General features: G+C 47.6%; 11 protein-coding genes. 2 read left to right on the top strand and 9 right to left on the bottom strand.

Annotated features, from left to right (window positions below; all coding sequences use genetic code 11):
- Positions 1-115: 115 nt before the first annotated feature.
- The 3 genes from QL234_RS03330 to rppH form a co-directional block, all read right to left on the bottom strand.
- Positions 116-910 carry a sulfite exporter TauE/SafE family protein gene (locus QL234_RS03330; protein ID WP_281556427.1) on the bottom strand — a complete coding sequence of 265 codons (795 nt, stop codon included), beginning with the start codon at positions 908-910 and terminating at the stop codon, positions 116-118.
- A 57-nt stretch (positions 911-967) separates the two neighbouring features.
- Positions 968-3,241, bottom strand: a complete 2,274-nt coding sequence (gene ptsP, locus QL234_RS03325) for a phosphoenolpyruvate--protein phosphotransferase (protein ID WP_281556426.1) — start codon at positions 3,239-3,241, stop codon at positions 968-970.
- Positions 3,242-3,635: 394 nt separating this feature from the next.
- The gene (gene rppH / locus QL234_RS03320) at positions 3,636-4,142 is read right to left on the bottom strand and encodes an RNA pyrophosphohydrolase (RefSeq protein WP_044835821.1); all 507 of its coding nucleotides are present in this window, start codon (positions 4,140-4,142) and stop codon (positions 3,636-3,638) included.
- Between the two features lie 150 nt (positions 4,143-4,292).
- On the opposite strand from rppH, the gene mutH reads away from it, so the two are divergent.
- On the top strand, positions 4,293-4,961 hold the full coding sequence (gene mutH, locus QL234_RS03315) for a DNA mismatch repair endonuclease MutH (RefSeq protein ID WP_348650700.1): 669 nt from the start codon (positions 4,293-4,295) through the stop codon (positions 4,959-4,961).
- Positions 4,962-5,112: 151 nt separating this feature from the next.
- Complete coding sequence (locus QL234_RS03310; RefSeq protein WP_281556425.1) at positions 5,113-6,558, top strand: sensor domain-containing diguanylate cyclase; 1,446 nt, start codon at positions 5,113-5,115, stop codon at positions 6,556-6,558.
- On the opposite strand, the gene QL234_RS03305 is transcribed toward QL234_RS03310, so the two are convergent.
- From QL234_RS03305 to QL234_RS03280, 6 genes are all read right to left on the bottom strand, one after another.
- A complete protein-coding gene (locus QL234_RS03305) occupies positions 6,555-7,424 on the bottom strand; it encodes a D-hexose-6-phosphate mutarotase (RefSeq protein WP_281556424.1) in 870 nt (289 codons plus the stop codon). The genes QL234_RS03310 and QL234_RS03305 overlap by 4 nt on opposite strands.
- 310 nt (positions 7,425-7,734) lie before the next feature.
- Positions 7,735-9,033: an amidohydrolase family protein gene (locus QL234_RS03300; RefSeq protein ID WP_281556423.1), complete on the bottom strand. Its 1,299-nt coding sequence runs from the start codon at positions 9,031-9,033 to the stop codon at positions 7,735-7,737.
- A gap of 11 nt (positions 9,034-9,044) precedes the next feature.
- A complete protein-coding gene (locus tag QL234_RS03295) occupies positions 9,045-10,427 on the bottom strand; it encodes an amidohydrolase (RefSeq protein ID WP_281556422.1) in 1,383 nt (460 codons plus the stop codon).
- Between the two features lie 207 nt (positions 10,428-10,634).
- Positions 10,635-11,234 (bottom strand): protein-methionine-sulfoxide reductase heme-binding subunit MsrQ, encoded by a 600-nt coding sequence (gene msrQ, locus QL234_RS03290; protein WP_281556421.1) that lies wholly within the window; start codon positions 11,232-11,234, stop codon positions 10,635-10,637.
- A 62-nt stretch (positions 11,235-11,296) separates the two neighbouring features.
- Positions 11,297-12,322 (bottom strand): protein-methionine-sulfoxide reductase catalytic subunit MsrP, encoded by a 1,026-nt coding sequence (gene msrP, locus QL234_RS03285; RefSeq protein ID WP_281556420.1) that lies wholly within the window; start codon positions 12,320-12,322, stop codon positions 11,297-11,299.
- 293 nt (positions 12,323-12,615) lie between these two features.
- Complete coding sequence (locus QL234_RS03280) at positions 12,616-12,978, bottom strand: glutaredoxin (RefSeq protein ID WP_281556419.1); 363 nt, start codon at positions 12,976-12,978, stop codon at positions 12,616-12,618.
- Positions 12,979-12,982 lie beyond the last annotated feature (4 nt).

Below are 12,982 nucleotides of genomic sequence, written 5' to 3'. Positions count from 1 at the left end.
TCATTCAGGTGCAAACAGCAAAACATAATTGCCGGCAAATTATGCCTAATTTCCAGTTAAATTACTAATTGAATATCAAGGGCTCATGCCGGGGTAATATCAAGCCAACACTAAGCTAGGGCCAGAGCATTTTTACCGCCACCAACATAAGAAACAAGGCAAAAGATTTTTTCAGGGTCGCCAGCGGCAAGCCAGCGGCATATTTGACTCCCATAGGGGCAAAAACAGATGAGGTGGCCACTAAGCCTAACAGTGCAGGCAGGTAAATATAACCTAAACTCCAGGGGGGCAAATCAAGCCGGTCCAGCCCGGTAACCACATAACCGAATGAGCCAAATACCGCCACCATAACACCGCAAGCAGTCGCTATGCCGATACTATGGCGCAAGTGTACGCCAAAATAGCTGAGTACCGGCACTAAAATAGCCCCACCGGCAATGCCCATTAAACTGGACAGTATACCGGTAGCTAAACCTATCAACTGCACCAGCTTAATATCCGGCATTGAAGTCACTTTAGGGGACTTGAGGGAAAACAGCATATAACAGGCCAGAGAAATCACCGCCAGGGCGAATATTTGCGTCAAAGTTTTCGCCGACAAAATATCGGCAATAAAAGCCCCGGATAACGCCCCCAGCGCCATCATCACCATTAAGGGCCGGGTCAGGGGCCAGGGAATATTGTGATTTTTATGATGGACCAGCATCGCCATGGAGGAAGTCACAACTATCGATGCCAGTGACGTCGCCAGGGCTACCGGCATCACCACAGCCGGTGAAATCCCCAATTGAGGCAACAAATACACCAGGGCAGGCACTATGATCAGGCCGCCGCCTATGCCCAATAAACCGGATAAAAAGCCGACAAAGGCGCCGATACACAAGCAGCTTAAAAAAACCGTCACAAACATCAGTAAGCACTTAACTTAATTAGGAAAAAAGAAAATAAAAACAGGTAAAACCAGCAATCACATACCGGCCCGGACAAAGCCGCCAAGCCCGACTTGCTCCAGCTGTTCATTTAAATAGCCGTGGACTTGTTTCGCCGTCTCTAAAGACAGGGCATGGGCCAGTATCACCTTGGCCCGCTGAAAATCGATATGGCGGATCACCCATTTAATGCGGGCAACATTATGGGGGTTCATACTTAACTTGTCATAACCCATGGCCAGCAACAAGATAGCCCCCGCCGGATCACTGGCTAATTCACCACATAAACTCAGGGGAACCATGTATTTGCCGGATTCATCGGCAATGGTTTTTAATGCCCGCAGCACCGCAGGATGATAGCCGTCATATAAACTGGCCACTCGGGCATTGTTCCTGTCTACCGCCAGTAAATACTGGGTCAGATCATTACTGCCGACGGAAAAGAAGTCCACCCTGCGGGCCAGCTCTTTGAGCTGGAAAAGCACCCCGGGAACTTCCAGCATAATGCCGATCCTCGGACGCGGCAATTTGCCCTCATGCTCAGGCAGTTCAGACGATAACTCATAATAGGCCTGGTTAATCAAACGAATGGCATCATCAACCTCAGAAACGCTGGAAATCATCGGCAGCATAATTTCCAGGTTATTTTGCCCGTGATTCGCCTTAATCATCGCCCGCACCTGCAGCAAAAAGATTTCCGGGTGATCCAGGGTGATACGTATGCCGCGCCAGCCTAAAAACGGGTTTTCTTCAACAATCGGGAAATAAGGTAAAGATTTATCGCCGCCGACATCCAACGTTCTCATGGTCACGGTTTGCTTGGGAAAAGCCGACAACACATGCTTGTACCACAAGGTTTGTTCCTGCTCCGAAGGAAAACAACTGCGGTTCATAAAAGGAATTTCGGTGCGGTATAACCCTATGCCCACCGCCCCCGAATGCAGGGAGTGCTCAAATCCCGTGCTCAGCCCGGCATTAAGCAATAATTCAATCGCCTTGCCGTCTTGGGTGATGGCCGGCAAATCGACCACTTGCTGCACCTTCACCGTTAACGCATCTTCTTCGGCGATCAGGTGCTGGTATTCCCGCTTTAAGGTCTCATCCGGGGCGATAAATAAATCACCGCTGTAGCCATCAACAATTGCCAGTTGCTGATGCAATTGCGCTAACGGGACCGACTCAACCCCCATAATCGCCGGCAGTCCCAGCGCCCGGGAAAGTATCGCGGCATGAGAGTTATTGGAGCCGGACAGGGAAATAATGCCCTTAAGACCCAGGTGCTGGTATTCCGCCAGCATAGAAGCGGTGACATCCTGGGCGGCCAGGATAAACTCATCCGGCAGAGATTCATCCACCCCGGTCTGCTGTTGTAAATTAAACAACACCCGGTTGCCTAAATCACGGATATCGCTGGCCCGCTCCCTCAGATAGGCATCTTCAATACTTTCAAATTTGACGATGTAGCTGTCAATCACCAACTTGAGGGCACTTTCAGCACTCCAGCCACTGTTGATTTTAGAGGTAACATCTTTACCTAAGTTGGCGGTATCGAGTAATTGCTTATAAACCTCAAAAATATCTAAACTGGCATCGGTGATCACATCACCGAGTTTGACACTCATATCGGCAAAATCAATACGGGTTCTGGCAACCGCCTCGTTATAACGTTTTAACTGCTCGGCGCTGGCATAAACTTTCTGCAGCGACACCGAATCGAGATCCGCCTTAGGCTGACTGACGATAATATTGCCCATGGCAACCCCGGGCGCTCCCGGTACCCCGGTGAGCTGCTTGAGCCATTTGCCGTTATCCTGATTCTGGCCCAGGATACCCCGGGCTTCGGCATTCACCAGCACCATGGCAAGCTGGGCGGATAGCGTCACTAAAAAGGCTTCTTCATTCTCGGTAAAGTTACGCGACTCTTTTTGCTGGATGATCAAAATCCCCAGCACCTTGCGGCGGTGAATGATCGGCGTACCGAGAAAGGCATTTAATTCCTCTTCGCGCACTTCCGGGATATGTTTAAAGTGGGGGTGATATTTGGCGTTGGCGATATTAAGCGGCTCTTCCCGCTGACCGACCAGGCCGACCAGGCCTTCGGAAAACCCTATGGTGGTGTGGCCTAAAGAGTCTTCGGCCAGACCGTCAGACGCCATCAGAATAAAGTTTTGTTTTTCATAGTCGGCCAGATAAACCGAACAACAATCCGTGTTCATGGCTTTTTTAACCTGGCTTACCATACGCAAGAGCGCACTTTGCAGCTTAGGATCCTGACTAAATTCCAGCACAATACGACGTAGTGTTGTTAACATGCAATTTCCTATTACAAAACTAACTATAAAAAATATTGATAAACAGGAACTATCAAAGATGAATTATTTTAATAGTCAAAGCTAAAATTCGAGTAACATCTCTCCCTGATGCCTTAATAAACAGCTTGCCCGAAAGCAAGCCATAATACGGATAAATCAACTAAAGAAGCATAGTAATAATCAGGCCCTACGCTTTCGCCTCTTCAGGCGGTTAAACGGCAGACCTCTATGGCAGAGCTGCTAATGCTTATCTTATTAGCTCATTAGCATAAACTGCATAGTAACAATCAGGCCCTGCGTTTGCGCCGCTCCTGGCGGCTAAACGGTAGACCTCTATGGCAGAGCTGCTAATGCTTATCTTATTAATTCATTAACATAAACTGCATAGTAACAATCAGGCCCTGCGTTTGCGCCGCTCCTGGCGGTTAAACGGTAGACCTACGGGTGCAAACTCTTTCATCACTTTCCGGTAAACATCTCGCTTAAATGACACCACCTGGCGTACCGGATACCAGTAACTCACCCATCGCCAGTCGTCAAATTCGGGATGGGCCGAGTGCAACAGATCAACAGCGGATTCTTCACTGGTTAGCTTGAGTAAAAACCACTTCTGCTTTTGTCCGATACAAACAGGTTTACTATCATGTCTGATGAAACGTTTCGGTAATTTATATCTTAGCCAATGCTTGCTTGATGCAACTATCTTGACATGTTCCGGTTTTAACCCGACTTCTTCATGTAACTCACGAAAAAGTGTTTGTTCTGCGGTTTCACCTTCATCAACCCCGCCCTGCGGAAATTGCCATGAATGTTGTCCAAAACGTCTTGCCCAAAATACCTGTCCCCTGTCATTTATTATTACTATGCCGACATTGGCGCGATAGCCTTCGGCATCTATCACAGGAACTCCTGACAACTTTTTATTTAGATGAACTGATTCTTCCATAATCTTGCTTAGCTAGCAAATAAATACTTTTATTATTTCTCTTGCCTGTTAACTCTCTGATGGCAATAATATTACAAAATTCCGATATAATTTTTCATTATCAATATTAACATTCCCTCATCAGAAACTGAATTACTGCAACGGGCACAAATGTTGGCAGGTCTTAGTTTAGCCGAAATCGCCCGCCAGGCCAATATTGCCGTACCCACGAGTCTTAATAAAGAAAAAGGCTGGATAGGTCTGTTGCTCGAACATGTCTTAGGCGCCAGTGCCGGCTCCCGCCCTGAGCCAGACTTTCCCGGGCTGGGCATAGAATTAAAATCCCTGCCGATTGACAGAAACGGCAAACCGCTGGAAACCACCTTTGTTTGTGTCGCACCGTTAACCGGCCTGGTGGGGGCGACCTGGGAAAACAGCCATGTCAGAAAAAAAATGTCCCGGGTATTATGGGTGCCTGTGGTCTCCGAAAGAAGCATCGCCATTGTCGATCGCATCGTCGGCACTCCCTTTATCTGGTCCCCTTCTCCTGAAGAAGAAAACTTAATGGCCATGGACTGGCAGGAGCTGACCGACATGATAGTGCTGGGCCGGGTCGAGCAAATCAGCGGCAAACACGGGCAGGTATTACAGCTTAGGCCCAAAGCCGCCAACAGCAGGGCCAGAACCCAGGCATTTGACAAAAATGGCAAACCTTTTAAAACCTTGCCCCGGGGTTTCTACCTGAAAATTGCCTTTACCCAAATGTTATTACACAAACATTTGCGTGTCGGTTAAAAAGCCTGCAACAGGGCTTTTCCTGATGACTTTTAATGTTAACGGCAAAAATGTTGTACACTGAACGAACAGAGAGTTATTGGCCGCTATTGAAAAAGGACGCTCATAAAGCAGATTAAAGTTAAGATGTTGTAAGAAGTATATTACTGCGATGAATCTAATCCATAAGTTTGATCATGTTATTACCGCACTGTTCTTTTTTATCATCATCACGGTCGTGGCCACCTCATATTTTACCTTCAAAGAATTCTTTGCCATCCACAATAAACGCCAGCAAGAAGCCATTATCCCCTTGTTTTCCCTGATCACCAGTGAAGTGATCAGCCCGCTGTCTATCTCGCAATATATGGCCAAAGACCCCTTTGTCATCAATTACATTGAACAGGAAAAGATCAACCCGCAAACCATACTCACATATTTGCAGGAAGTGGCTAAGCAATATCAAATGGTCAGTTTTATTGCCATCGAAAAACACAACCTGATGATAGACTCTAACAATAAACGTACCGAGCTTAACAGCGAGAAAGCCGAATGGTTCCATCGCCTGAAAAAACTCGATCAGGATCAATATACCGATATCGGCAATGCCGCCGATCCCCATTTATACTTCGACGTTAAAATATTCAATAATAAACAAGAATTTCTCGGCTTTATCGGCGTGGCCATCGATCTGAATTACTTTGCCAAAAAGTTTCGTCAATTTCAGCAAAGGTTTGGTTTTGAATTATTTTTTGTCGATGCCCAGGATATTATTACCCTGTCCTCTAACCGCATCATGAAAACAGAAAGCCACCACAGAAAAAATGAACTGGTTAATATCAATGCTTTCCCCTGGTACCAAAGCTTTATCGACAACAGGGCACAAGGAAAAAACACGCCGGTTGTGACCACGGGCAACAATGAACTGATCGTTTCACAAATGCCGATCAGGGAGCTTAACTGGCGTTTGTTTATTGTCGCACCGCCGGCATCGAAACAAACGGAATACTGGCAACTCTTTTTCAGCAAGTTGATCGTCTTTGTGCTGGTATCCGGTGTGCTCTATTTTGCCTTTACTGCCGCCATCAGTTATTTCAAATCCAGTTTAGTGAAAGACTCACAAATCGATTTTTTAACCCAGCTCCCCAACCGCAGCTATATCCACAGGCAGTACCAGCAACTTGCCAGGGCACACGATAATGCCAGCATCATAATCGCAGATGTTGACCTTTTCAAAGAAGTTAACGATAAATACGGCCACAATGCCGGTGACGAGGTATTGAAGATTATCGGCAAAAAATTGACCTCCAGCCTGCGTAAAATCGATTTAAGCGGTCGCTGGGGCGGTGAAGAATTTATTATTATCCTGCCGGAGGCCGACGCCGACCTGGCCAAAAGGATCATCGAGCGCATCCGGGAGGATATCGCCAAGCACGAATTTCATCCGCCGGGAGAAACAAGCGGCTTTTTTACCAGTGTCAGTTTTGGCCTGGTTCAAGGCCCGTTAACAAAAAGTAATTTACAGGCGCAAATAGACAAAGCCGATAAAGCCCTGTACCAGGCTAAACTCAATGGCAGAAACCAGGTACAGGTATACACTGAGCCCAATCAGGCTTAGTGCCCGGTAACCCTGATGGTTTGCCCCATAGTCACCCAACGTCCCGGCGGCAGCTTTTGCCATTGGCTGTTGGCCGCTTCAAGGCAAACAAACTCATGTTCACCGCCTTGATGAACATCCGGCATTTTTTCCGCCGTGGCGGTGCCCGGATTCCAGACGACCCATTGCCGGGTATTTTCCGGCAAGATCTCTATGGTGCGTTGCCAGTGATGATCAACAAGCTGCACCGCTTTGTCATAATGATACACCCTGTCCAGCGGTCCCCGACAATGCGCCAGTATTGCCGTTTGTCCCTTTTCCCCGGTTAACTTATCATCGAACTTAGCCGAGTTTAATGCTTTGATATCGACATTTTCCGGAGCGCTGACACAAAAGTAGCTATGCAGGGCGCCGCTATATTCAAGCTCGGCATCCCCGGCATTTTTCATATATAAGGTTTGCTTAAACTCTTTGCCTAATACCAGCTCCTGGCGAAGTTCACATGCCGCCGGCCATAGGGGATGTACCTTTTCACCATGCCAGCTGAGAACAACCGTCACCGCATCTTTATTGACATCGATACTGTCCAGCTGCCATATCTGCTGCCTGGCAAAGCCATGATTACCGCCATCTTTATAAGGGCCAAACCAGGGCCAGCACAAAGGAATGCCGCCGCGGATCGCCTTGCCGGGAGAAAACGCACTCTCTTCGCTTAACCATAAAACCGCCTGATGCTCCTCGGGTTTCCAGGTCAATACCTGTCCGCCATACAGGCTGATCCGGGCATGACAATACTGATGTTTTATCAACAAACCACGTATCGCCTCACCGAAAGTGGTTTTATCAACCTGGCCAAATTGGTTGGCAAACAGGATAGAGCTGGACATTTTGTACTCCGTATTTCAAATAATGCTATTACAACAAGCAATACAGCTAGTATAAATAAGATGATTTTCTAAGTTCTACATTAATATGCAAGCGGGGTTGTCAGGCATTAACGTGACGGCTATGCCTAACAACATCAAATTATATTCCTGTTCTGGCATTATGCACTTAATTAGTAAAAAAAAGCCACGTTTATCCGTGGCTTATTATTGCCCTTACCAACAAAGAGCTAACAAAGAACTAACGAAAAGGCTAAAGAGGAGCTGAGGCGGAAAATGCCTTTACCCGCCGCAATCCTCCTTGAACAAAAACTTATTTCACATAAGCCTTTGGCGCTGTACTTTTACTCAGATAACGCTCTCTTAGCGCATCCTGACGGCTGTTGGTGTCAACTTCCTCACCCGCTATCCACATTTTTTCTACCCGGGTGCTAAGCTCTAACGGGTCTCCGCTCCAAAGCACGAGATCTGCCGCCTGCCCTACGGCAATACGCCCGGCATCAAGGTGGAAAACATCGGCAGCATTGGCAGTAATACTGGCCAGTGCCTGCTCCGGTGATAAACCATTCGCCACGGCATTACCGGCGGTAAACCTTAGCTGGTAAAGGTTATGGGTATCGCCGCCAGTATTTAACACCACTTTAACGCCTGCCGCCACTAACCTTGCCGGGCTGGTCAGGGAAGTATGCATGGCATCAAAACTTTCCGGCAAATTACGCAAGGCATTAATCACCACGGGCACTTTAGCATCCGCCAACTGCTTGGCCACCAGCGCCGCATCGGCGGCGCCGACCAGTACCAGATCAAGCTTAAAGGCCTGCTTTAACTTGATTAACTGCAGCAGATCACTGGCGCGGTCAGCCTTAACGAACAGGGGTTGCTCACCAGATAATAAGGCGTCAAGGATGAGTTCATCACGTTTTGGCTCTTTATCGCCATTATCATCTTTTTTCGATTTATCATCTTTCTTAGCTTCTTGCTTTGCAAGGGCTTTTTGCCTGTCTTCAAGCTTGTGCCATAAGGTTTGCAAATCAAATGCTCTTGAGCCCTTGGATTTCCCCCCTAAGACAACATAAACCCCGAGGCCGCTTTTGAGCACGCTGTCAAATTCCCCCGACAAATCAACGGCAAATGCCTGCCCTTTAAAAATACTCTCACCGCCGCCAGGAGCCACCAGGTTGCGGGTAATGCCGCCTTTACGGCTATAAGGGATCAGGCTGGATCTGGGATTAAAGGCCAGGCTGGGATCAAAGATGATATCGGCTTTTTTCTCCCGGCTATCCTGGCTTTCCCCGACGGCAGAAACTTCTACCAAGCCCAGTTGGTTAAAACTGTTGATAAAGCCAGGAGTCAGTGTTTTCCCCCGGGCATCTATGATGCTGTCGGCAGCAAGGTCTGCCGGCAGTGCCTGCGGATTGATAGCAAGAATTTTTCCGTCTTCGATGATCACGGTGGCATCTGTTAATACTCCCTGCCCGGTCACGGTATGTACCTTGGCATGGGTGATCGCCAGTGGCGCGGCCGATACTGAGCCGATCGCCAAAGTCGCGGCGCCGATACCGGCACTAAGAAATAAGGCGACACGGCTTAATGGTGTTTTTAATAATCTCATGTTTGCTTTCCTTATTTCTGTCCCAGTAAAAAGTCGCTTTTCGCCTGATATTTTTCATCAACACGATCATAAACTTTTGCGCCATCAACAAAAACCTGCTCTGCCTGGGCATAAACACTGAAAGGATTGCCGTTCCACAACACCACATCGGCATTTTTGCCAATTTCTACCGAGCCTGTTTTATCGCTAATGCCCAGAGATTTCGCCGGATTTAAGGTGATCCAGCCAACGGCATCCGCTTCGGTTAAGGCAAAACCGCTTTCTTTGGCCCGGTATAAGATTTTACCGGCTTCCTGGTTTAATCTTTGGATGGTACTGTCGGAGTCGGAATGCACTATCGCACAGGAATTTTTGGCTGCATCAACAATGGCAACATTTTCCTGAACCATATCATAGGCTTCCATTTTAAAGCCCCACCAGTCCGGCCACATGGCGGCACAGTTGCCGTTTTCAGCCAGCGGCTGGGCAATTTTATAGGCTTCAATAGCGTGGTGGAAAGTACCTGAGTGGTAATTAAATTCTTTACCCAAGTCTATCATCATCGCCATTTCTTCGGCTTTATAACAATGGTTGTGAATAAGAATTTCACCATCAAGCACCCCTTTCAGGGTATCCAGGGTTAAATCACGCTCCGGCGCCACAGGATTTTTGCCCGCGGCATAGTCGCGCTCATATTTATCCCAGGCGCGCTTATATTCGGTGGCTTTTGCCCAGGCAGCCCTATAGCCCGCCATGTTCCCCATACGGGTAGAAGGCAACTCTTTACGTTCGCCATAAACCCGTTTCGGATTTTCACCACAGGCCATTTTCAAACCATAAGGGGCATCGGGAAATTTCATGCCCTGCATGGTCACGCTCGGCACATTGCGCAGGGTCACGCCCCGGCCGCCGAATAAATTGGCGGAGCCGGGCAAAATTTGCAAGGTAGTCACACCGCCGGCACGCGCCGCTTCAAAACCCGGATCCTGTGGCCAGACACTGTGTTCGGCCCATACCTCGGAGGTATTTGGCGAGGTCATTTCATTGCCGTCCTGGTGCGAACCTACCGAAGGACTGGGATAAACCCCCAGATGTGAATGCACATCGATAATGCCCGGCGTCAGCCACTTGCCGGCGCCGTCAATTTCCATCGCACCCGATGCACTGATGCTTTTGCCCAGCTGGGCAATTTTACCGTCTTGCAGTAAAACATCGGTATTATCGAGTTTCTCACCGGTACCGGTTAAAACCGTGGCATTTTTAATTAAGATTTGCTGTTGTGCCAAAGGTTGGTAAGAGCTTGGGTATGGATTTTTGTTAATGGTGACCCTGGCATCCTGCTGCTGGGTATCCAGACAAGCGGTTAAGGTCACAGACACACCAGCCGCCAGCAAAGGCAGGGTTATTTTGCGCATGTTATTTCCCATTTTAATTTATTTTGCTTTATTTTAAGTATTAAAAAGTTTTGCTAAAAAAGGCCAGACAAAGCGGCGCTGCTGATACATTATTATGAATAAGCATTAACAACAAGCCTATAGGACAAAACTTCACCGGGAATGCGTTCAGCACACAGATAAACACGATTAATAACCAGGCCGGCGACTTCCCGCTCAAGCAGGGAACTAGCGTTTGCCCTTAAACCAGCGGCGAAATTTATCACGACGTAAAAATAACAGCGCCAGTATTAAAGCCAGATAAACCCCGGGTTCAATAATTTCAGATTTCACCGACCAGTAAAAATGTACCCCCGCCAGCACAACCGCAAGATAGCTATAGTTGTGCAGCTTCTGCCAGCTTTTGCCCATACGGCGTTTAACCTTGTCAAAAGAGGTCAATGCCAGTAACAGCAAAATAACAAAAGCAGCCATACCTACGGTCATATAGGGACGTTTAACGATTTCACCGACAAACAGGGCGAGATCAAACTGTACCTCGAAAAACAGAAAATTAAGCAGGTGCAGCAAGGCATAGGCAAAGGTATACAAGCCCAATAAGCGCCTGGTTTTCATTAAAAATGCCTGGCGGCTGTATTTCGACAACGGGGAAACCAGCAAGGTGAGCAAAAATAAATTTAATGCCCCGATGCCGGTAAAGTGGATCACGGCTTCTACCGGATCCGCCGTCAATTGATCGCTCAGCGCCAGATAATACAGGTTCACCAATGGCAGCAGCGCCCCCAGATGGATCAGCACCTTGAGCCAAAAGACTTTTGTTGTTAACACCTTATTTAACCTTAACTTAAAAGGGCTATCAAATGCCGTCCCGGCTTTTACCTTGCTTACCATTAATAAAACTTCCTCAAGTCCATGCCCTTATACAAGTCGGCCACTTCCTCACCATAACCGTTAAACATCAGGGTTTCGATACGATTTCTGGCCAGCAGGCCTCCTGTGGTGATGCGCCTTTCACTGGCCTGGCTCCACCTGGGGTGGGCAACCCCGGGATTCACATTGGCGTAAAAGCCATATTCATGCGGCGCCAGCAAATTCCAGGTGGTCGGCGGCTCTTTTTCCAGCAATTTGATGCCAACGATAGATTTAATACTTTTAAAACCATATTTCCAGGGCACCACCAAACGAATCGGCGCACCGTTTTGCGGCGGCAGGGTTTTGCCGTAAAGACCGACACTCATCAGGGTAAGCGGATTCATCGCCTCATCTATACGTAAACCTTCCACATATGGATAGGCTATGCCGCCCCCCAAACGTCGGCTGCTTTGCCCCGGCATCTGCTCCGGATCATGCAGGGTTTCAAAGGCAACATATTTGGCCCGGGAATTAGGCTGCGCCATTTTCAGCAATTTCGCTAAGGGAAAGCCGACCCAGGGGATCACCATGGACCAGGCTTCTACACAGCGTAACCTGTAGATACGCTCTTCCAGGGAAAAAGTGGAAAATAACTGGTCATAATCCAGGGTGATGGGTTTATCAACTTCCCCCGATATCTTTAACTGCCAGGGGTTAACCTTAAAGCCCTGGGCAAGCTCTGCCGGCTGATGTTTTTGTGCGCCAAATTCATAAAAATTATTATGGCTGATCACCTTGCCTTCGGGAGTCAACTTCTCGGGAAAGTTTTCAGCGCCCGCCTGGCCCGAATAACTTAAGTCTTTGCGGGTAAATACCGGCTTTTCTTTTTCCTTAAAAAGATCAAACACCCCGCCATGGGCTTTTGATGACAATGCAGAAGAAAGCAGAGTACCGGCGCCGATAAAGCCCATGCCTTTAAGCAACTGCCTTCTTTGCAGATAAACACTTTCCTGTGTTACCTGGTTCTCTGATAACTCTGACTTTTTCGGTATTTTTATCAACATATTCTCGTCCCGCTAAAATAATTCTGCACTAACGCTGCTTATCTTGTCCTGATAAAGCTATAGATAGGCCTGATATTGATAATATTTCATCTGTGATACTTTTGTTAACTTTACTCGTCATTAATCACAAATGACCGCAAATAGCGTCATTACCCGGGCAAAAGATAGCCTTGACTGACAAAAACAGGAGAAAACAAAGATAAATCTAAAAAAGAGGAAACCTAACGGGGAAATAAAGAAAAAGCTAACAGGCCAGTGAAAGTCGCTGTTAGCTTTTCGCAATACTTGGGGTGCTAGCTGGCAATTTTTTCCAGGTAAGTGACAATTTCTTTGGACTCATATAACCAATCTACGGAGTCATCCTTATTGACGATACGCAGACAAGGCACAGTACGCTTACCGCCTTCGGCGATCAATTCCTGCTTATAGTCTTCATTGCGGTTAATATTACGCAGCTCAACCGGCAGGCCGTTACGCTTCATGGCGCGGCGAACTTTGACGCAAAACGGACATGCCGGCAATTGGTACAAACTCATGTTGGCAATACGCTGATTGATTTCCTGCTGCTCGGCGGCAGCTCTTTTCGGACCGCGGGGTGTAAAAATAAAATCAAAAAACAGGATTATCCGGCCCAGAAGCCAACGAATAATAAACATAGCA

The organism is Thalassomonas sp. RHCl1, assembly GCF_947387555.1.
In the GTDB taxonomy this organism is placed as follows: domain Bacteria; phylum Pseudomonadota; class Gammaproteobacteria; order Enterobacterales; family Alteromonadaceae; genus Thalassomonas.
The sequence above is the reverse complement of the archived record's forward strand: the minus strand, read 5'-3'. Positions and strand labels throughout refer to the sequence as shown.